The following is a 21000-nucleotide window of genomic DNA, read 5'->3' on the forward strand; positions in this document are numbered from 1 at the left end:
CTTACAGGTTGCCAATCTCGATCATCGCCGCAGTGTACATCTTCAGGTTCAGGCGCAGCTGATCGGCAGTGATGAACTCGTGCTCCGAGTGACCGGTATAGGCCTTGTCCGGCATGGAAGGCCCAAAGCTCACGGCATTCGGCAGCAGCTTGGCATTGGTGGAACCGCCGATGGCCACCGGACCCGCATCTTTAATACCGGTAAAGTGGCGGAACACGTCCAGCAGCGGCTCAACATGCTGCGCATTTTCCACGCGGTAGGGATCGCCGAGATCCACGCCGACATCGGCCAGTTCAATACCGGATTTCTTCTGCCAGTCACCGATGGCGGTGCGAATCTGCTTGTCCAGGCGAATAGCGCTCTTGCCGGTGGGGCGGCGCAGGTTCAGGTGAGTGGTGAGCCCCTTGTCGCCGGCCTTGACCATGGTGAGCGCCGCAGTCATCGGGCCCATAAAGTCGTCGCTGTAGGCGATATCGCCGTACTGCTCGGCGAGGATTCCGGTGCCGACCAGGTCGTTGATGTAGCGAACGGTGGCCCCGGCGGCGTTGGCCGGCCACTGGTGCACACTGAGGGCATCCGCCAGGTAGGCGATGGCATTGATGCCGTTTTGCGGCTCGGAACTGTGCGTGGCCACACCGTGCGCGGTGATTTCCAGCTTGCCGTCAGCCTCGCTGAAGTCGTACGTCACTTTCGGGTGAGTCGCAGCACGGGCGCGGATCGCCTTCACCAGTTCCGGGGTCGGGTTGACGAGGGTCGCATGGGCCTCGTCCGGCACCTGGCTGCGGAAATAGCCGCCGTGGAAGTCACTCAGGTAGGGCGCAGCCTGGTTCGCGACCGGGGCCTCGGCAAAGGTCGCGCGCACTTCGCTCCAGCCCTTCTCCGCGGTCACCACCGGGTAATCGGCGTCGATGGTGATGTTGTAGGCGGGCATTTCGTAATCTTTGAGGAAGGCCTTCAGCGGGCCCCAGTCGGACTCCTCGGCGAGATACACGATCAGCTCGATGCGCCGTTTCATGGGCACACCGCGGTCCTTGATCGCCTTCATCGCGTAGAGCGCCGTCGCAATCGGGCTCTTGTCGTCCTCGCTACCGCGGGCGATCAGCTTGCCCGGCTCGCTGTCCCGATCCAGCTCGAACGGGCTCTTTTTCCACTTGGCAGGGTTGGCCGGTTGCACATCGCCGTGGGTGACAATACCCATTTTCTCTTTCGAGTCACCGAGGGCGACGATCACCACATAGCCGTGATCCTGGAATTCCAGCCCCAGCTCGTCTGCCTTGTCGTGCAGCGCCTGCTTGAAACCGGTGAATTCCGGGTTTTTCTCCAGTGGCAGGTCCTTGCTGGCGACAGTCTTGAATTGCACCAGTTCGGCCAGCGTATCGGTCATCGCTGCCTCGTAGTGATCCACGGCGTATTGCGCGGTCTTGTCGGCAGCCGGCGATACATCGGCCGTGGCCGCCAGCGGGCACAGGAGCAGCGGAGCGGCAATCCGCGCGAGATTGGAACGGAATTTCACAGGTAACCCCATCGTTCGGAAAAAGACGCATTGTACCCGTGTACGGGCGCCAAATCCCCCCTTGCGCGTCGCACTGACCGGCGCCTGCGGCCAGTCGTGAGCCTCCCGCCAACTGCTACTATTGAAACGAACAGCCGTACAAGATTTGAATTGAATATCCGGTAGTCGGGAATTGCCATGGCCACGTCGCTTGCCAAACCCTTTCACCGCCGACAGTGGTTGAGCGTAGAACAGGCCGTCAGCCACCTCAGTGCAGTCACCGAAGAACCGCTCACCAGCGGGGATCTGGCCGACCTGGCGGAATCCTACCAGCTGGACCTCTACTGGTACCGGCCCGGCCAGCAGCTCGCCTACGTCGGTCGGCCGGAAACCCGCGAACTGAGCCAGCCCATGCGCCTGTGCGCGGAGAATCACAGCGACTGGCGTGCGATCGTCAACATCCTGCGCCACCGCCCTGCCCTGCCCGCCTACGAACAGGACACCCCATTACTGGAAGACAGCGAGGGCGACCGCCTGCGTATCACCTTTGACAACCGCCAGCGCCCGGAACCGTTCAGCAGCCGCTGGTACCCGAACTTTGCAGAACTGGTGCTCAAGCGCAGCGAACTCGAGCAGTTGGAACCCCAACTGTTCTCGGCGCAGGAGGGCGACGGCGAAATGGATTCCCACCTGCTGCTGAACGTAATCTGGCAACTGGAACAGCTGACCCTGGACAGTCTCGAACCCCGCCACAGCCCCGGCTGGCTCGCCGAGCAGTTGGCCCAGCGCTCGGACGCCCTCGATCGCGGCGCCCTCGAACGGGTACTGGCGGCCGCCGAACGCGAAAGCGTACGCGGCACACCACATTGAGAAGCCCGTCACAAACTCTCCTACTGCATTGACCCCGCCCTGCCAACGTCATTAGCGATCCTGCTAATTTTTTACTTACGACATCCATGTCGCTCGCCCCTGCGGGGCGCCTTCGGCGCGGAAATTAGCGATCCTGCTAATTTTTCGATACGTTGCCCCAGTTATTTGCGCTATTCGCTTTTCGCAAAGTTTTTATAATCCGAGTCATTGGACAGTGCGCCCGATAATTACAGCCACTGTTACAAAAAATAACCCTGGGGGAACCGAATGTCGGTCCGCGGCAGCAAAACACAATATGGATGGCTGGCGATTGTCCTGCACTGGCTGATGGCGCCGGCTATTATCGGCCTGTTTTTTCTCGGCTGGTGGATGCGCAGCCTGACCTATTACGATGCCTGGTACCGCGAAGGGCCGATTCTGCACAAGAGCATTGGCATATTGTTGCTGGCCGTTCTGCTGGTACGGTTGCTGTGGAAACTGATGGACCGAAGCCCGGCGGCAGAAGCCGGCACGCCGCGCTGGCAGGCACTGGCGGCGCGACTGACCCATGTCGCACTCTATGCGCTGCTGCTGGTCATCATGACTTCCGGCTACCTGATTTCCACGGCGGACGGACGGCCGATCGAAGTGTTCGACTGGTTCAGTGTGCCCGCCACTATTCAGGGCATCGTCCACCAGGAAGATATCGCCGGCCAGGTACACAAGTTTCTCGCCTGGAGCCTGATGGCCCTGGTGTCGCTGCACGCACTGGCGGCGCTGAAGCATCATTTTATCGACCGGGATGCAACGCTGCGCAGAATGCTCGGACTCGCCCCAAAACCGGATAATTCCACCACCCTTACGACACAATAAACGGAGCTACCATGAAAAAACTCGCCGTTCTTCTGTTCGCCTCACTGCTCGGGGCTACCGCCCATGCTGCCGAATACAAAATCGACACCAAGGGTTCACACGCCTTTATCCAGTTTCGCATCAAGCACCTGGGTTACAGCTGGTTGTATGGTCGCTTTGACGATTTCAACGGCACCTTCAACTACGATGATAAAGCGCCGGAAAAATCTTCCGTCAACGTCAATATCGACGTAACCAGCGTGGACAGCAATCACGCCGAGCGCGACAAGCACCTGCGCAGCGCCGACTTCCTGAATGTGGCCGAATTCCCCACTGCCACCTTCAAGAGCACCAGCTTCGAACCGCTGGGTGACGGCAAAGCCAAACTTACCGGCGACCTGACCCTGCACGGTGTCACCAAGCCGATCACCATCGACGTCACCAATATCGGCGGTGGCAATGATCCGTGGGGCGGTGTGCGCCAGGGCTTCAGCGGCAAGACCGAGTTTCCGCTTAAAGACTTCGGCATCGACTACAACCTGGGGCCGGCTTCCCAGACCGTGGAAATGCTGCTGGATATCGAAGGCGTTAAAATCTGATCCGCGCTTTCCCAACCGCAATAAAAAAGCCCGGCTGATCGCCGGGCTTTTTTGTTGTCCGTCTGTTGCGGTTCAATGCGTTCAGGCGTTGGCACCACTGGGTAGCGGCTCCCGCACGAACAGTCGCGCCAGACCGTAGACCATCAAGCCCGCCATGATTCCCGGCATCCCTTCGTAAATATTGTTGTGCCAGCCGAGCCAGCGCCAGACCAGCGCGGTGCCCAACCCGATCACACTCATGGCGATGTAGGTTTTCTGAGTCGGTCGCCCGCCCAGGGCCAGGACGATCAACAGCGGCGCGAAGGCGGAAGCCAGCGCCGACCAGGACATGACCACCAGGCTGAACACGCTCTGTTTGTTCAGCAGCGCCCAGCCCACAGCCGCGACAGTGATAACCAGTGTGGCCACCTTCAGCATCCAGGTTTTCTCGATGCGGTGCGGCAGTACATCGTGAGTCAGGGATGCGGAGCAGCTCAGCACCAGGGAGTCGGCGGTCGACATGGTCGCCGCGAAGACGCCGGCCAGAATCAGGCCCACAAATACCGGGGACAACAGCTTCATCGCCATCATCGGCAGTGCCAGTTCCGCATCAAAACTGCCCGCGTCCGGCAGCAGGATCCGCGCAAGCATACCCACGCTGGTGGCCATCAGGTAAAACGCGGTGAACCACAGGTAGTACCAGCAGCGCGCCTGGAACATGCGGTTTTCCGACTCCAGCGCCATAAAGCGCACCATGACATGGGGCTGGCCGATCACCGACAGGCCGGCAAACAGCCAGCCGAGTGCAAACAGGGCCCCGCCGGCGAGGCCGGGCAATAGCAGGTCCTGCGGATACCAGTTCATGAAACCGTCGATTTTTTCCATCGACGCGACCGCCGCACCGATACCGCCGACAGACTGGGTGGCTACCACGAGCAGCGTACCCATGGCCACGATCATCACCAGTGACTGGGCCGCGTCGGTCCAGATGGATGCGCGTATCCCGCCGGCCAGGCAGTAGGCCGCCACGATCACACCACCGATCACCGCACCACTCCAGACCGGCATATCCAGCAGCACGTACAGCGCCTTGCTGCCGGCAACCAGCTGGGCGCTGGCGTAGGCGAGCAGAAATACCAGCGAGAGCAAGCCGGCGATGCGCTGCCAGCCGCTGAAGCGCGAGCCAGCCCAGTACGCCATCACGCCCGCATAACTGGATTCACCGGTCTCCCGGGTCGCGCGGCACAGGGATTTGTGCACCCACAAGGAACCGAGAAAATCCCCGAGAATCCAGCCGATCATCATCCAGATGGAGGCCAGCCCGGTGGCGTAGGTGTAGCCGATCACGCCGATAAACATGTAGCCGCTATTGTTGGTGGCAACGGCGGAAAGCCCCACCAGGAAAGGCGGTACATCCTGGCTGGCCAGGTAGTAGTCCTTCTTGGTGCCCCGGCTTTTCAGGAAAGAGCTCATGCCGATAGCGGCAAACATCAACAGGAAAAACAGGAAACTGAGTAACAAGGGGCGCTCCTTTTATTTGTTATCGAACACTTCGGTCGTTTTGTGGAATTCTTCCCCGGAGTCGTATCCGCTCGATCAGGTCGCCGCCTCGGGCTCACCGACCGACTGTATGCCCATCAACTCGATGAACGGCGGATAGTCATAGAGCCCGTCCAGGGCGGCATCTTCCATCGCCTCGTCGCGGTATGCCGGAGACCTTTCCAGAGCCCGCGCCAGATAGCTGACGGCTTCCTCCCACTGCTCCAGATGCGCGTGGGCGCAGGCCAGCTGGTAGTAGGCGTTGCCATTTTCGCTATCGATTTCCAGCGCCTGCTGGCACAGGTTGATCGCCCACTGTGGCTCGTCCAGCTCCAGTACCGCGTCGGCCTTGTAGGTCAGCGCTTCGCCGTCGTCGCTGCGCAGTGCGAGGATCTGATCGTAAATGGCGATCTTGCTGGCCGGTGTCTGTTCGCGACCGGCTCGCAGCCACAGCGACTGCACTTCCTGGGTCAGCTCGATCTCATCGCGGTTGAGCTCGATATGGCGAGTCTTCTCGCTGAGCTGTTCCTCGATACTGCGCAGGCGCTCCTCGTACTGATTGACCAGCTTGGAAATTTCTTCGCTGGCCAGGCTGTGTACCTTTTCCTTGATATCGCGAATGGACGTCCAGCCCACCAGCACCAGCAGGGAACTGATTCCAGCAATCAGGTAGAAGAAATAAGTCACCGTATCGGTGGCATAGGTAATCGCCTTGTCGGCAGTGCTGACCTGGCGATCGACGATTTGCTCAGTGAGATTGACGCGCTGCGCGGCCATATCCGTGCGCAGCTGTTTGAGTTCGTCGAGGACGTAGCGCTCCACAAACGGCGTGTAGAGCGGCTTCTTCAGCTGGTCGACATGCTGCTGCCGCTGCTGTTCGGCCTGCCCGTCTTCCGCCGCTGTCGACGAATTCTGGGCGAGCGCGAACGGCGACAGCAGCAGTGTCAGCAGCAGAGCCGGAACAAGCGCCGTCGCTACGCGGCGCATATCGCTTCACCGTGGTCGTAGACTTCGACCAGGGCGTGGTGCAGGCTCTTCACCGCACTTTCGTAGTCACTCTCGTTAACCACGAACTGCATATCCACCTGGCGCATGGACTGGTGCACGGCCAGCACGCTGATGCCAGAGCGCGCCAGTGCCGCTACCGCACGGGACAGCATGCCCGGCACCTTCATGTCGCTGCCAATGGCCGAAACCACCGCGACCTTGCGCACCTGGATATCGCAGTCCGGAAACTGCTCGCAGATCACACTGCGAATCCGCTTTACGGTTTTCAGGTTGTTCGCCAGAAAGTGCGTGATGGTGTTGGCGTTGGTGTCCTTGGTGACCACATTGCCCTTGAAGCGCGCGATAATGTCATTGATCGAGCGGTCGTAGCTGGTCATCAGCCCCATCATGTCCTGGTCAAAACACTCGACCGCGTAGATGTTCTTGCGCCCGGCAATGATTTCCACGCAGGGTGTTTCACTGAAATAGTCGCCGGTCACCAGTGTGCCGCGGTGTTCCGGCTCAAAGGTATTCATGATCCGCAGCGGAATTTCCTGCTGGCGCAGCCCTTTGGCGGCGCGCGGGTGGATAGCTTCCATTCCCAGGTTGGCCAGCTGGTCCGCCACATCGTAATTGGTGCGGCCGATCGGCACGGCCTGGGCTTCGCCTACCAGGCGCGGATCCGCGCTGCTGAGGTGGTATTCCTTGTGAATGATGGCTTCGCAGGCCTCAGTGATTACGGCGATACGGCTGAACGTCATTTCGCTGTAGCCGCGCGCAAATGTGTTCATCAGGCCATCGCGGGTGTGCGCGTAGCCGGTGGCAATCGGCAGTTCCGTGGCTAGATCGATATCGCGGAAAGCGCGCTCGATGCGCTCGTCCAGGGTCAGGTGCTCACCGTCCCGCCAGCCGGTCAGGTCGACAAAGCGGGCATTGACGCCCTCCTGGCGCAGCAGCTCTGCGGTGTTCCAGGCGCTGTGCGCTTCACCCAGGCTGGCCAGCATTTCGCTGACGGTGTTCAGGTGTCCCTCGAGGGCAAAGTGGCCGTGCTGACAGACTCGTTCCAGATCGGCCAGACAGTTCTCTGCGTCCTCCAGGCGTTCGCTGATAAAACCATTGGCTTTCTTCAGCTGCTCTGGATCGGTGAACAGGGTGCCGTTGATTTCCTGCATGCGCTCACGCAGGCCGGTGACAGCCTCCGCCCAGCTGCGATCTTCGTCTGCGCCGGCAAACAGGGCAAAAATACCCGGGCGTCCGGACTTCTTGTGTTCCAGCAGCATATCCGTAATACCGCCATACGCGGATACGACGAAGATACGCTGGTAGACCCCCTCCGAATCGGCTTTGCCGTTTTTGAAAACGATATTGTCGCGAACCGCGGCATAGTCGCTCATGGACGTGCCGCCAATTTTTTCCACCGTGTGCTGTTTCATGGTCTTCCTATAGATGTATTTGTGAGCTTGTTAGTGAACCGGCGCCTTTGGCGCCGGTTCGACAACACAACATCTATTTACTTACCGGAAACCTCTTCCGCATCCAGCTCATAGGCGCCTTCGGCGTTGTGTACTTCCTTGCCGTGCAGCGGCGGGTTGAATACGCAGGCCATTTTCATTTCGGTCTTGCCGCGCAGGATGTGCTTGTCGTGCTGGTCGAGCACATAAATAGTGCCCGGCTTGATTTCGTACACTTTGCCATCGGCAACAGTCTCGACACTGCCTTCACCGGAGATGCAGTACACGGACTCCAGGTGGTTTTGGTAGTGCAGGTGCAGTTCGGCACCTTCAAAGATGGTAGTGATATGGAAGGAGAAGCCCATGTTGTCCTGTTTCAGCAGCAGGCGGGTGCTGTCCCAGCCCTCGGAAACAATTTTGCGGTCGGTTTTTTCGGCTTCTTGCAAACTTCTTACAATCATTACTGGTCTCTCATCTCACGGTAAATTCAATAGGGTTCAGATAGCGGGCAGCGATCAGGCTGCGCCGGCCAGCTCACTCTTGGCTTCAGAGGAAGCCGCAGTTTCGTCGTCGGCAAAGAAATCGTGCTCTTCCGGAACTTCAGAACCTTTCAGTACTTTTTCCACGGCAGCTTCGACGATATCCAGGCCGCGCTTCAGGTTTTCGTCGCTGATGGTCAGCGGACACAGGGTTTTCACTACCTGGTCGTCGGCACCGCTGGTCTCGATAACCAGGCCGTGTTTGAAGGCTTCGCGGGTAATCTGCCCGGCCAGGTCGCCGCTGATGCAGTTGAGTCCGCGGAACATGCCGCGGCCGCGGGTGGTCATGTTGCCATCGCCAAATTTCTCGACGATCTTTTCCAGGCGCGCACCGATGTAGTCGCCCTTGCGCTGCACTTCCTTGGCGAACTTGTCGTCGCTCCAGTAGTGGTTGATCGCCGCAGTGGCGGTTACGAAGGCCAGGTTGTTACCGCGGAAAGTGCCGTTGTGCTCACCCGGTTTCCACTGGTCCAGTTCCGGGCGCATCAGTACGACCGCGAACGGCAGGCCGTAGCCACTCAGGGATTTGGACATGGTCACGATATCAGGAACGATGCCGGCTTCCTCAAAGCTGAAAAAGGTACCGGTACGGCCACAGCCCGCCTGAATGTCGTCGACAATTAACAGTACGTCGTGCTTCTTGCACACGCTGTCGAGGTTGCGCAGCCACTCAATACTGGCCGCATTGATGCCGCCTTCGCCCTGTACGGTTTCCACCAGCACGGCCGCCGGGTGGTCGATGCCGCTGGAGGAGTCGGACAGTACCTTGTCCAGGTAGGCCGTGGTGTCGATATCGTCGCCCAGGTAACCGTCGTACGGGATGCGCGAAACACCGCTCATGCTGGTGCCGGCGGCGCCGCGGTGGTGGGAGTTACCGGTGGCGGCCAGCGCACCCATGCTGCAGCCGTGGAAGCCATTGGTGAAGGAGATGATGTTCTCGCGGCCCTTGTACTTGCGCGCGATCTTCAGCGCCGCTTCCACCGCGTTGGTGCCGGTGGGGCCGGTAAACTGCATGACGTAGTTCAGGTCACGCGGCTGCAGGATCTTCTCGTAGAAAGCCTCCAGGAACTCGCGCTTGGCCTTGGTGTGCAGGTCGAGACCGTGGGTAATGCCGTCCTGCTGGATGTATTCCATCAGGGCTTCCTTGAACAGCGGGTTGTTGTGACCGTAGTTCAGAGTGCCGGCGCCACCGAGAAAATCCAGGTACTGGGTGCCGTCCTCATCATAGAGGTGCTCGCCCTGAGCCTTGTTGAATACACGCGGGAAAGCGCGCGCATAGCTCTGTACTTCTGATTCGATCTCGTCAAAAACTTTCATGTTCGCAACCTTTGCTTGATTAATTGGTAATTCGCAGTAAATGAAAAGGGTGGGGTTACCCGCCGACCACCGGCGCAAATGGCCCGATGCGCAGCAACATTTCGCTGTCATGGCGCCCCTTGAAGTGGCGCTCGCGGTCAAACATCACTGATTCGGCGCAATCGGCTTCCAGCTTGCGGGCCAGGCCGCGGAACAACGCCCAGGAGGCGGCGTTATCCGGGGTAATGGTGGTTTCCACATAGCGCACTTCGGCGCAGGCCTCACGGCTCAGGATCTCGCGGATCATGCGACCGGCCAGGCCCTGTCCGCGGCCAGCCTCATCGACGGCGACCTGCCAGACAAACAGGGTGTCCGGGCGCTCCGGGACCAGGTAGCCGGAAACAAAGCCGGCGAGGGAACCGTCCACTTCCGCAGCGACACTGGTGCCGGCGAAATGACTGGCCTGCAGCAAATTGCAGTAGATGGAATTTTCATCCAGGGGTGGGCAACGGCTGATCAGGCGGTACACGTCGGCACCGTCTTCACTGACCGGGGTGCGCAGCAGGACCTCCCTTTTGGCGGTGTCCTGCCGCGCGTGAACCTTTTCTTCCGGAGACTCTTCAGTTTTGCTTTCCGAGCTCCCGCTCTGCGATTTCTCAACGCTTGTGGCGTTCAAATCAATACCTTTAGTCATCAAATTTTTGTTTAGCGCCCGTAAGTTGGCTTTTACGCCGCATTTTGGACTATTCAGGTCAAATTTGACCTTTTAGAGATAAAACTATTTACTGCTCTAAATAATTTTTTGCATAGTACTCTAAACAAATGCGACAACGCAAGGCGCGCCCCCATGCAGACTGATGAAAAACTAGCCAGTCCATACACCTCCGAGCGGCAGCGGGATAAGCCCGCCCGCGCGGAGAGGCGCAGGGATGCCAGGCCACAGGCAGTGATTGACAAACCGGAAGCAGAGCCTAAAGTCGGCCGCAGACACCTTTCCCGCCGCGAACTGCAGAGCCTGCTATTAATGGACAAGATTGAAGAAGTACTGATCACCCTGCGCCGCCTGATCCGCGCCACCGACCTGCACTCCAAACAGCTGGTGAAAACCGCCGGCCTGACCGCGCCACAGCTGTTGTTGCTGCAGGCAATTCGCGAGAAGGGCCAGGTCACCATCGGTGCGCTGGCCAAGGAAATCAGCCTGAGCCAGGCCACTGTCACTACGATTCTGGATCGACTGGAGAAGCGCGGACTCGTTTACCGGGAGCGCTCCTCCGAGGACAAGCGCAAGGTGCACGCCTATCTCACCGAAAAAGGCATGGACTTCATTCGCGACGCACCCACGCCACTGCAGGAACACTTCGTGCGTCAGTTCCGCGATCTGCGCGAATGGGAACAGTCCATGATCATCTCCTCACTGCAGCGCGTTGCGCTGATGATGGACGCCGAACATATCGACGCCTCCCCGGTACTGGATGTGGGCGACCTGGACCGCAAGGACAGCCGGCAACTGCCTCCGGAAAAGGAAGAAAAAGAGGAAGAGTAAAACGGCCATCCGAAAAAGAATGCACATTCGTCTCAGGTGAATTTTCTGCAGATTGCACTGGCAAATTGACAATAATCATCTCGATGCATTCTGCGCCAGCGCAACATCTTTGCGAAACGGGTTTGGTTCGCATTCAATCGTTGCAATCACCCGCAAGATCGGTATAAATGGTTTCACAACACTAAAGCACTCGAGAACCTTATGGTTAGCGCTTGCTTACTCAAGACAGGGCGTACAAAAAAAAGACCAAGGCGCCGCTGAAATTTGCTTTTTGCCACAGATTCAGGGGGCTCGATCTGTGGCGCTCCGACCGCAATTTCAGCAAGCGCAGGACGAACGCCTGGCGAAATGAAACCGATATCACGATATCGGCCCCACCGGTTTCCTTTAGCGAGCACAGCTTTCCGCGACGCCCTGTCCAGTGTCAGAACATTGACGTTGCTTTACGCAAATTCCCATCAATTGCGGGGAAAGGGACCAGAGCATGGCTTGTTTGCAACATCCAGACAGGGAACAGCCCGTCTATCTGATGGCGCACCACACAATTGGCAGACGCCAGGGCGCGGCAGATACGCGGATTACCAGCGCGGAAATTTCCGGCATTCACGCAGCAATACAGTGGACAGGCACCCACTGGAATATTCGCGACCTCAGCCGCAACGGAACCTGGCTCAACAAGCAGCAGATGGTACCGGCCAAAAATTATACTTTGCAGATCGGCGACCAGATCAATTTCGGCCGCGCCACTAACCCGGCGTGGGTCGTGGAGAATCTCGACGCACCGGAAAACCTGCTGGTCGATCTCGAAAGCGGCGAGGCGCAATCGCTGGAACAGTATCACCTGCTCCCCGATGAGCGCGACCCGCTCGCCAGCCTGCACTACAGTCCAATTACCGGCCAGTGGCTGTACGAACTCACCGCCAACTCCAACGACAGCGACAACGCCGTCGCGGTCAGGCATGGAGACCGCATCGACTGCGGGGTACACAGCTGGACCCTGTTTCTCGCCGACAACCAGGGCGCGACCAAAGAACTCTCCATGCAGCAGCTGTCGATTACCGATTTCGACCTGCGTTTTTCCGTGAGCCATCACGAAGAACACGTGCAGCTGCAATTGCGCCAGAATGACATCAAGCTGGCACTGCCGGCCCGCATCCACAATTACCTGCTACTGTACCTGGCCCGCGCCCGGGTGCAGGACATGCTGCGTGGCGCCGACATCGATGCACAGGGCTGGGTCTCCATTCAGGTGGCCACCCGCGAGCTCGGCATTACCGTCAATCACCTGAACACACAGATATTCCGCGCGCGCAAACAGATCGCCGAATCCCTGCCAGATGCGATTGATACCTCCGGCCTGGTTGAGCGCCGTTCCTGGGAAATTCGCCTCGGCTGCAGCCGCTTTGAAATTTACAAGGGCTCCCAGCTGGAATCCCTGAGTGACGACAGCATGGAAGAGCCGGTGGCATAATACCGCCGGCGTCGCGGCGCATGGCGCGCGACAAAAGAATCAATAACAATTTGTATGCTATGGACGGCAGAACGCAATAACGGGGTTTCCTCCGAGATTCATGACGTCAGAGCAACTACCTTCGTATATTGGGCGCTACCGGGTCACTGGCCAGCTCGGCGCCGGTGGCATGGGCGTGGTCTATCTCGCGATCGACGAGCGCCTGGATCGCCGCGTGGCGATCAAATGCCTGCTCAAAAATCCCACCAGTAATTCCGCGCATTTGCGTATCCGCAAGGAGGCGCTGCTGCTCGCCCAGCTGAACCACAACAATATCGTGCAGATTTACGATGTGGTGGAGAAGCAGAACGACGTCGCCCTGGTGATGGAATTTGTCGACGGCTGCTCACTGGAGCTGTGGCAGCGCGAACGCGCACCCAGCCTGCGCCAGAAAATCCAGCTGCTCAAACAGATCTGCAGCGGTCTCGCCCGCGCGCACAGCATGGGTATCATCCACCGGGACCTGAAAGCCGACAATATCCTGATCGACGACAGCGGCACCGCCAAGATCAGCGATTTTGGTATCGCCAAGAACTGGCGTGAAGACAGCGACCTGACCCGCGAACAGCACGTCGCCGGCAGCTGGGGCGCCATGTCTCCAGAGCAGGCGCTGGGCAAGCAACTGGACAATCGCTGCGATCTCTTCGCGCTGGGCGTACTCGCCTACAAACTGCTATGCGGCCAGAGCCCTTTCGGCGACAACGACAGCGCCTTCGTGATCATGGATCGCATCGTCAACAGCCAGCACCCGCCGGCGGCCAAGCTCAATCCGGAACTCCCCACTGCGTTGAGCCAACTGCTCGATCGCCTGCTCGCCAAATACCCGAACAAGCGCCCGGTCAATGCCACCGCAGTGGGTGCGGAACTGGACGCAATCCTACGGGAACTGGAAGCCCAGCCCCTGGATACCGCCAGCCGCACCGTCACCATTACCGCCGAGAATTTTCACCGGCAGCAGCGCCGCCGGATCCGCTGGGGCAAGTGGCTGGCCGGCGGCACTGTCACCATCGCCGTAGCGGCACTGGTCGGCACCATCGCCGCCGTATTGCCAGTCAAAGACAGCGGCGTAGATGGCAAATACATCGCCATTGTCGCCCCGTCCGATAGTGCGCTCACCAACCGCGATATCCGATTGCTGCGCAGCAATATGCTCAGTGCCATCAAGCAGGGCCTGTCCAACCGCGACGGCCTGTGGCTGATCCCCTATTCCGAATCCCAGCAGGTCACCGGCCAGAATCTGCACGAACAGGCCCGGGCCCTGAATGCTGACCTGCTGCTGCACCCGTCACTGTCCTGCCACGCGGAACACTGCGAGGCCTCGCTGGAACTGATCGAGACCGGCAAATTTTCCGTGGTCGCCAACCGCACCACCACGCTGGAACTGGACGAAAGCCTCGAGAGCCGCGCGCGCACCCTGCAACAACTGAATTATCTGCTCCCCGGGTACCCGCCACAGGACAGCGAGTCCCGCCTGGCGATCAGCGCCGAGGACTACCAGACCTACCTGGATCTGTTCGAACACCAGAACGATTTCGCCAATCTGGGAGAAATGCTGACGCAGCTCGAAGCCCTGCGCGACAAGACGCCGGACTTCCCGCCTTACTACGAACTCTATGGCGATATGGTCATCGACCAGCGCTTCAACACGCGCAGCGACGCCACCGTTGACCGCCTGGAGAGCTTTCTGCGCAAGGCACCGCCATCGATCGCCGATCACCCGGCGGTACTGACAGCCAAGCTGCAGCTCGCCCTCTCCCGCAACGACGAGAAACGCACCCACGACCTGCTCGAACAGCTGCGCGTGAAAGCACCGGACCAGGCCATCTATTATTTTTACGCCTCCGTCTATTACCAGGATCGCGACGACAACGAGCGGGCGATCGAGGCCATCGACCGGGCGCTGGCCCAGCGCGACAGCTATCGCTACCTGCTGCAGAAAGCGCTGATCCTGTCCCTCAGCGGGGATATGAATGGGGCCAAACCCATCCTGCTGCGGGCGATGCAGATGGTCGACGACAATATCGATGCCATCTCGCTGCTGGCGGGTAACGAACTGGACCAGGGCCGCCCCGCGGAAACCATCCGGCTGCTCAACAGCGCCAGGGTCAAGAAACTCGGCCCGATGGATACCTACAACCTGTGCCTGGCCAACTACATCGAGAAGCAGTTCGACCGCGCACTGAGCTGTTTCAGCGATGTCGCCGCGCGCGCGCCCCGCGACGCCGACCCGCTGCTCTACCAGGCGGAAATCGCCAACGCCCAGGGGCAGCCGGAAAAAGCACAGGCATTCGCAGAGAAAGCGCTGGCGCTGACGCGCGAACGCAAGGACTGGGAGGGCCAGCTGATGCAGGCCCGTGCCTACGCGGAACTGGGCCGCGCCGGCCGCGCCATCGACATGCTGCTGAAAATCCGCCGCACGGCCCCGGACGATCTCTACGTGAATTACGCGCGGGCGCAGGTCTATATCACCACTGGCGACCTGCTCTCCGCCAAGGCCCACGTGCGCAAGACGCTGGAACAGGGCGTCTCCCCGATCTGGTTCGACACCACCCCGTTCGCGCCGGTGTGTGCGGGGGACGACTTTGCCGACCTGCGCGCGGACTACCCAAACCTCTGCGCCCAAAAAGACAAAAGCGGACCAATTGCGCGAAAATAGTCGCGGCGCCGCGAAACGGGTAGACTGGACGCAATTCGCGAGATACAACGCGGGAAATTAGAAACAACCGGCTTTACAACGCCTAACAAGAATAAGTGGCTATGGACGTTGCCGAACCTGAACAGGGACAACTGGGTCGCTACCGCATAGGACGCACACTCGGCGCCGGCGGTATGGGCGTTGTTTACCTGGCCGAAGATACCCGCCTGCACCGCCAGGTAGCGATCAAGAAGCTGCGCCGGGATGCCACCAGTGCGTCCGCCGGCGCGCGCATCCAGTCCGAGGCGCAACTGCTCGCCCAGCTCAACCACCCCAATATCGTGCAGCTCCACGACGTACTGGAAGAAGACGACGGCATCGCCCTGGTGATGGAGTATGTCGAGGGCACCACGCTGAAAGAGTGGATGCGCGAACACAATGCACCGCTGCGGGACAAACTCGGCCTGCTGATCCAGATCTGCAGCGGTCTCAACGAGGCCCACTCGCTGGGCATCATCCACCGCGACCTCAAGCCAGACAATATCCTGATCACCTTTGGCGGCACCGCCAAGATCACCGATTTCGGCATCGCCAAATCCCTGCAGCAAAGCGCCGAACAGATCACCCGCGAGGACCATGTGGCCGGCACCGTGGACGCCATGTCCCCGGAACAGCTGCAGGGTTTCCCGCTGTGTCCGCGCAGCGACCTGTTCAGCCTCGGCGCCATCGCCTACGAACTGCTGTGTGGCAGCAAGCCGTTCACCATGGGCGAGGGCGGTTCCATGGCACTGGCGCAGCAAGTGGTCAACGAGCCCCATATTCCTCCGCAGCAGACCAACCCCGACCTGCCGGACCCGCTGGCCGCCCTGCTCGACCGGCTGCTGCTTAAGGATCCGGGCCAGCGTCCGGAATCTGCCCTGCAGGTGCACGAGGCGCTGGAATTCCTGCACCAGCACCTGTCCACCAACACGGGCACCCGCGAGTTTTCCGATACGGTCACCAAATTGCTGCGCAAACCACCGAGCGCCCGCCGCCGCACCCTGCGCGCCGTCGCCGGCGCCGCCGGACTCGCGGCAGTCGGCGTGGCCGGTTATTTCGGCTGGGAATACGCCACCCGCCTGGATCTGCAATATATCGCCGTGCTACCGGTGGAGATTCACGGCGAGGTGCGCGGCGAGGACAACGCCAAGGAACTAACCGCGACGATGGTGCGGCAGGCGCTGATGAATGCCGCTTCGCAGTTGAAAGCCAGTGCGCTGGTCAGCTTTACGCCGAAAGACGGGCAGGATTTCGATGCGCAGCTGCAGAAGCTGCGGGACAAGGGGGTGACCGATGCGCTATTTGCGCGGCTGGATTGTGCGCAGGTGCGCTGTGAGATCGAGCTGCAGCGCTTGAATCCGCTCAACAACCAGATCAAACAACAGAGCGGGTTTGCGTTTTTGTCCGACAAGCGACAGGAAGCGGAATACCGGATCACGAATAGCATGACCGCCCTATTCCCTCAAGTATATAAAAATAATGCATCTGAACGCGTGGCGATGTCGCCTAAGGATTACGACCGGTACATCAACATTCTTAGCCGCTTGGATCAAAAAGATCTAAGACCGTTGGACTTGGACACGCTCGAGACCTTAATCGAAGAATACCCGAAAAATACAAACCTTTACTCCGCCTATACCAGCGTCGTAGCCAAACTGTTTATTCAAACGGATTCCGAAGGTTACCTTAATCGCGGTCTAGCAATGCTCGAAAGGGCCAAACTCCAAAATATTGAAAAACAGCAACTGCTGGCTCAGGAGCTTTGGCTCCGCACCTACAGCACAGACAAATCGCAGTTTGACGCTTTGCTAAAAAAATTAAATAAACAGACTGCACCTTCTGCCACATTACTGGCCAAATATGCACGCTATTTATATATGCAGGGAGACTACAAGTCCGGCCAGGAGTATGCTGAACAAGCCGCCGCGCTAAACCCGTCGGCCGACAATCTGTATCTGATCGCAATCAACCAGACTGCCAGTGGTAATTACGCCGCCGCTAGAACGACCTTAAATCGAATCACAGATTCCTTTCCGGAACACTGGTCTTCCTATTCACTGCTAGGTGTAATCGAGCTTGAAAGTGGTAATTTTGCAACTGCGGAAATGGCCATTACTACAATCCCAGAGAATCTGCGTAGCTGGCGCACGAAATCCAATCTCGGCGTCGCCTACTTCTTACAGCAAAAATATCCGGATGCTTTGAAAGTACAGCAACAAATTCTAACGTCTGCACCCAACAGCATTGAAATCGTAGAGGAGATTGCAGCAACCTATCTAATGCTAGGACAAAAGGATCAGGCTAAAGCTCAATATGAGAGACTTTTGAAGCTGACTATAGAAAAAACAGACCTTGAACAAGCACGCTACCAAGCAATTGCGTTAGCGAACTTAGGAAAAAATTCTGAAGCTATAGCCCTAACTCATGAACTTCTAAAAAAAGCAGGAGATGACACATATATACAATATAATGCTGGACAAGTTTATGCTTTAGCCAGCGAATGGAGCTCGGCCAATTATTATATTGAACAGCTGCTAGATCAGGGCATGAGCGCAGAGTGGTTTAGTCTGCCTGCATTTCAGCAACTCTGCACCCATCCCCAAGCTTCTAACAGGGTAAAAACTGCTATCTGCAACTGATCACTCTGGATCGATCTTTGCCCGCGGATCACCGGAAATAAAGTCAGCCCCACCGGCTGTGGTGCACTGCCACAGGAAAGAATAAGTATCTTCTTCGGCGTCCTTGTTCTTTATCGTGACCTTCAGCTTGGTGTACTTGTGATCGTCATTCTTTTCCGCTTGCGCTTTGAACTCGTGCTTGAAGTTCTGGGTCAACCCCTTGATGCCGTCCTGGCCCTGTCCGGTTGACTTGGCAAACTGGAGATCCGGCACCTCGGACAGATCCAGAGTCAGATTGAGCACAAAAGTGCCCTTCTTGCCGTTGAACTTGAACAGCATATTGCCAAACTGTTCCGCTTCACTGCCGCTGTTAAACAGCGGCCAGTACTGGTCCACGCCGTCGATCGGGTTGACCGGCTTCAGTACCAGGTCGTAGCTGCGCTCGGTTTCGTCGCCTTCCAGCTCCGCGTTAAATACCGGCAGCTCCGCACATTTATCGGCCACACTTTGTGCACTCATAGTCCACTCCCATTGTTCTTATTCACGCCCCTGTAACCACACAGGGACTATTGGCTAGTCCTTGATGTTGTCCGGAACCCCGCTTCCGGGCGCATAACGCGCGACATAGCATAAGTCGAACCCACACCGGAACTCCATCACATTTTGGTACAAATCAGATTGCCAAAATAAAAAAAACCGGCAGTAACGCAGTTACTGCCGGTCCGAATGATGGTCCCAGCCATCGACGGTTACAACAACACTATCAAGAGCGAAAATTGGAGCATCCATGCCCCGGTCAAGTCCTTCCCCAAACCCCGGCAGACGATAGGCTCTGTGTTTGCCGGGCCCGACTTGACTATCAGCTTGCGCTGAGCGGGAGTCCCTCCCTCACTGTGTCACTGGGGACACAGAGATCCGTTCCTTCGGATTCGGTGTCGAAGAGTGCCTGTCCATAGCGGGGCGTCGAAACAGCTGCATGACACCCTCTCCCCTTCAACATGGTCGCCACTGTACGGATTGCCGGATTACAGGTCGATCACAGGCCATTACACGTCATTACGGCGCCGCGATATCTTCATCCCCCTCGGGCCTGACAGAGTGGCGCTATAACAATAGAGGGCAACCGGTGAGGCAGGCATGGCACAAAATCTCGATGACGCGAAAATCCTCTCCCCGCGGCGCAACAGCAGCTCGGCGCAGAGTATTGCGGCGCTGGCGCGGGAACAGCTGGCGCATTTCCAGATAGATCCGACCAGCAAACACGGCCTGCTGCTGCTGGATACCGCCGAACTGCTGTACAACACCCAGGGCAAGCTCAGCGAGCTGTGCGCGCAGAATGTGGAGATCCTCAACCGGCTCGACCGGTCGGATCGGGTGGCCTATTTCAATGCCAAGCGCTTTATGAGTTTCCAGCTGGCGAAACTGCTGCACACGCTGCAGACGCCGCTGCGCGCCAGCTACCAGAGCCTGCAGGGCGATGACTTCAATGCCGCGACCCGCGGTGGCTACCCGCTGTTCGACAATATCCCCGCGGTTTTTTCCGCCACGCCGGTGATCGCGCGCACCGCCACCTATATATATGCCTGTATCGAGTGGGTCGACGACGCCTTCCGCGGCCGCGAGCCGAGCCACGATATTTATTCCCGCCTGCTGAACCCCACGTCGATCGCCCTGGCCAATGCCATGGTGGAACTGGAGTGCGGGCCCGGCGCGGCGGACTATATGGCGTGGAACTTCAATTCCGGTATGGCGGCCATCGACGCACTGCTGGCCAACCAGCTGAAGCGCGACGATCTGCTGATCGTCTCGCGCAATGTCTACGGTGGGGTACACCAGCTGCTGCAGGATCACTACGCGCGCGACGACAAGCTGGGCATCCGGCTGGTGTGGTTCGACGGCAGCGGCGCGGACGAATTCAAGCAGCTGCTGCAACACACCCTGCAGGCGCACGCCGAGACCCTCGCCGGCGGCGCCACCGCGCACCTGTATCTGGAATCCCCCTGCAACCCCCACGGCACCATGCTGGATGTGCCGGCCATCTGCGCGGCGGCCCACCGCGAAGGTTTGCGCGTCACGCTGGATGCCACCCTGGCCACCCCCTTCCTGTACCAGCCTTTGCGGCGCGCGGACCGCAGCGAGCGGCCGGATTTTGTCGTGCATTCCTACACCAAGGATATCGGCGGCAGCGGCGCCGCCACGGCGGGAGTGGTAATCGGCGAAAACCACCGCATGTTTATCCCCAAGGGCGAAAGCGCCGGTGGCCTGCCGTGGGATGAGTGCCTGTTCTGGGACGTGTATTACATCAAGGGCGGCTTCCTCGACGCGGACAAGGCGTGGGAGGTACACAGCGGCATGCGCACGCTGGAGATGCGCATGCTGACCAAGTGCATCAATACCCTGTGCCTCAGCCACTTTCTCGCCAGCCACCCCCAGATCCGCGTCAACAGTCATGCGCTGGAGTGGGATGCCAACAGCGCGCTGCGGGAAAAACTGTTGCGTTACGGCCTGCCGGTGCCGCTGTTCACCATCGACATGGAGGCGGCGCAGCTGCCGGCGGAAGCATTCAAGCGTTTTTTTGATGCGCTGGAACCGGCGTTCGGGCAGATGGTGAGCCTCGGCCAGACCAACACCATGGTGCTGTGCCCGGCGCTGACCTCCCACTCGGAATTGTCGCCGCAGGCGCAGGCGGCAGCGGGTATCTACCCGACCACCATCCGCATTTCCGTGGGCGACGAAAATATGGCGCCGCTGGCGGCGCACATCCTGAGCTGCGCGCGCCTGCATTTGGATCCGGTGCAGCCGGGGTTCAGTGCGGGCTTTATGTCGGCGGACGACACAGACGCAATGTTTGCGCGCTTCTATCGGGAGGTGCACGAGAAGGTCGCGGCGGCCCTGCCGCGCGTCGGCGATTACCTGTAACCGCCGGATGTAACCAGCGACAGATCGTGTGGTACGACGACAAATGTATTTGGACGGCCCGGTAGCGATTGCACTGTAAAGTGTTCGCGATTTGTCGCGGCATTCATTTTTCTTCGTGGCGCCGCCGCAAAGCGCCAGCTGGTGACCAATGCG

General features: G+C 59.0%; 16 protein-coding genes. 8 read left to right on the forward strand and 8 right to left on the reverse strand.

Annotation, left to right across the window (positions count from 1 at the left end; all coding sequences use genetic code 11):
- Position 1: 1 nt before the first annotated feature.
- Positions 2-1513 carry a dipeptidase gene (locus IG168_RS03105; protein WP_319024647.1) on the reverse strand — a complete coding sequence of 504 codons (1512 nt, stop codon included), beginning with the start codon at positions 1511-1513 and terminating at the stop codon, positions 2-4.
- A 177-nt stretch (positions 1514-1690) separates the two neighbouring features.
- Here IG168_RS03105 and IG168_RS03110 point away from each other — a divergent pair, with 177 nt between their 5' ends.
- The 3 genes from IG168_RS03110 (at position 1691) to IG168_RS03120 (ending at position 3792) form a co-directional block, all read left to right on the forward strand.
- Positions 1691-2362, forward strand: a complete 672-nt coding sequence (locus tag IG168_RS03110) for a hypothetical protein (RefSeq protein WP_193161695.1) — start codon at positions 1691-1693, stop codon at positions 2360-2362.
- A 267-nt stretch (positions 2363-2629) separates the two neighbouring features.
- Positions 2630-3214, forward strand: coding sequence for a cytochrome b (locus tag IG168_RS03115; protein WP_193161696.1), 585 nt, complete (start codon positions 2630-2632; stop codon positions 3212-3214).
- 11 nt (positions 3215-3225) lie between these two features.
- Entirely contained in the window at positions 3226-3792 is a 567-nt protein-coding gene (locus IG168_RS03120) for a YceI family protein (protein ID WP_193161697.1), read from the forward strand.
- Between the two features lie 81 nt (positions 3793-3873).
- On the opposite strand, the gene IG168_RS03125 is transcribed toward IG168_RS03120, so the two are convergent.
- The 6 genes from IG168_RS03125 to ectA all read right to left on the reverse strand — a co-directional run bounded on the left by IG168_RS03125 (position 3874) and on the right by ectA (position 10259).
- Positions 3874-5292 carry a sodium/proline symporter gene (locus IG168_RS03125; RefSeq protein WP_193161698.1) on the reverse strand — a complete coding sequence of 473 codons (1419 nt, stop codon included), beginning with the start codon at positions 5290-5292 and terminating at the stop codon, positions 3874-3876.
- Between the two features lie 75 nt (positions 5293-5367).
- The gene (locus tag IG168_RS03130; RefSeq protein ID WP_193161699.1) at positions 5368-6297 is read right to left on the reverse strand and encodes a tetratricopeptide repeat protein; all 930 of its coding nucleotides are present in this window, start codon (positions 6295-6297) and stop codon (positions 5368-5370) included.
- Positions 6285-7730 (reverse strand): aspartate kinase, encoded by a 1446-nt coding sequence (locus IG168_RS03135; protein WP_193161700.1) that lies wholly within the window; start codon positions 7728-7730, stop codon positions 6285-6287. Before IG168_RS03135 ends, IG168_RS03130 begins: the two co-directional genes overlap by 13 nt.
- A 77-nt stretch (positions 7731-7807) precedes the next feature.
- Positions 7808-8209 (reverse strand): ectoine synthase, encoded by a 402-nt coding sequence (locus IG168_RS03140; protein ID WP_193161701.1) that lies wholly within the window; start codon positions 8207-8209, stop codon positions 7808-7810.
- Positions 8210-8263: 54 nt separating this feature from the next.
- Positions 8264-9604 (reverse strand): diaminobutyrate--2-oxoglutarate transaminase, encoded by a 1341-nt coding sequence (gene ectB / locus IG168_RS03145; RefSeq protein WP_193161702.1) that lies wholly within the window; start codon positions 9602-9604, stop codon positions 8264-8266.
- A 55-nt stretch (positions 9605-9659) separates the two neighbouring features.
- On the reverse strand, positions 9660-10259 hold the full coding sequence (gene ectA / locus IG168_RS03150) for a diaminobutyrate acetyltransferase (RefSeq protein WP_226876487.1): 600 nt from the start codon (positions 10257-10259) through the stop codon (positions 9660-9662).
- A 348-nt stretch (positions 10260-10607) separates the two neighbouring features.
- Between ectA and IG168_RS03155 the strand changes: the two genes are divergently transcribed.
- The 4 genes from IG168_RS03155 (at position 10608) to IG168_RS03170 (ending at position 17949) form a co-directional block, all read left to right on the forward strand.
- Positions 10608-11126: a MarR family winged helix-turn-helix transcriptional regulator gene (locus tag IG168_RS03155; RefSeq protein WP_193161783.1), complete on the forward strand. Its 519-nt coding sequence runs from the start codon at positions 10608-10610 to the stop codon at positions 11124-11126.
- Between the two features lie 484 nt (positions 11127-11610).
- On the forward strand, positions 11611-12597 hold the full coding sequence (locus tag IG168_RS03160) for an FHA domain-containing protein (protein WP_226876488.1): 987 nt from the start codon (positions 11611-11613) through the stop codon (positions 12595-12597).
- Between the two features lie 100 nt (positions 12598-12697).
- Positions 12698-15292 (forward strand): serine/threonine-protein kinase, encoded by a 2595-nt coding sequence (locus IG168_RS03165; RefSeq protein WP_193161704.1) that lies wholly within the window; start codon positions 12698-12700, stop codon positions 15290-15292.
- A gap of 101 nt (positions 15293-15393) precedes the next feature.
- Positions 15394-17949, forward strand: a complete 2556-nt coding sequence (locus IG168_RS03170) for a serine/threonine-protein kinase (RefSeq protein WP_193161705.1) — start codon at positions 15394-15396, stop codon at positions 17947-17949.
- On the opposite strand, the gene IG168_RS03175 is transcribed toward IG168_RS03170, so the two are convergent.
- Entirely contained in the window at positions 17950-18447 is a 498-nt protein-coding gene (locus IG168_RS03175; protein ID WP_193161706.1) for a hypothetical protein, read from the reverse strand.
- A gap of 618 nt (positions 18448-19065) precedes the next feature.
- On the opposite strand from IG168_RS03175, the gene IG168_RS03180 reads away from it, so the two are divergent.
- Positions 19066-20847, forward strand: a complete 1782-nt coding sequence (locus IG168_RS03180; RefSeq protein ID WP_193161707.1) for a trans-sulfuration enzyme family protein — start codon at positions 19066-19068, stop codon at positions 20845-20847.
- Positions 20848-21000 lie beyond the last annotated feature (153 nt).

The organism is Microbulbifer hainanensis, assembly GCF_014904735.1.
Taxonomy (GTDB): domain Bacteria; phylum Pseudomonadota; class Gammaproteobacteria; order Pseudomonadales; family Cellvibrionaceae; genus Microbulbifer; species Microbulbifer hainanensis.

Coding starts and splice junctions, on each gene's coding strand:
- IG168_RS03135 (WP_193161700.1), bottom strand. CDS start 7,730: ATGAAACAGCACACGGTGGAAAAAATTGGCGGCACGTCCATGAGCGAC.
- IG168_RS03115 (WP_193161696.1), top strand. CDS start 2,630: ATGTCGGTCCGCGGCAGCAAAACACAATATGGATGGCTGGCGATTGTC.
- IG168_RS03160 (WP_226876488.1), top strand. CDS start 11,611: ATGGCTTGTTTGCAACATCCAGACAGGGAACAGCCCGTCTATCTGATG.
- IG168_RS03140 (WP_193161701.1), bottom strand. CDS start 8,209: ATGATTGTAAGAAGTTTGCAAGAAGCCGAAAAAACCGACCGCAAAATT.
- IG168_RS03165 (WP_193161704.1), top strand. CDS start 12,698: ATGACGTCAGAGCAACTACCTTCGTATATTGGGCGCTACCGGGTCACT.
- IG168_RS03120 (WP_193161697.1), top strand. CDS start 3,226: ATGAAAAAACTCGCCGTTCTTCTGTTCGCCTCACTGCTCGGGGCTACC.
- IG168_RS03110 (WP_193161695.1), top strand. CDS start 1,691: ATGGCCACGTCGCTTGCCAAACCCTTTCACCGCCGACAGTGGTTGAGC.
- IG168_RS03155 (WP_193161783.1), top strand. CDS start 10,608: ATGGACAAGATTGAAGAAGTACTGATCACCCTGCGCCGCCTGATCCGC.
- IG168_RS03180 (WP_193161707.1), top strand. CDS start 19,066: ATGGCACAAAATCTCGATGACGCGAAAATCCTCTCCCCGCGGCGCAAC.
- IG168_RS03175 (WP_193161706.1), bottom strand. CDS start 18,447: ATGAGTGCACAAAGTGTGGCCGATAAATGTGCGGAGCTGCCGGTATTT.
- IG168_RS03170 (WP_193161705.1), top strand. CDS start 15,394: ATGGACGTTGCCGAACCTGAACAGGGACAACTGGGTCGCTACCGCATA.
- IG168_RS03130 (WP_193161699.1), bottom strand. CDS start 6,297: ATGCGCCGCGTAGCGACGGCGCTTGTTCCGGCTCTGCTGCTGACACTG.
- ectB (WP_193161702.1), bottom strand. CDS start 9,604: ATGAAAGTTTTTGACGAGATCGAATCAGAAGTACAGAGCTATGCGCGC.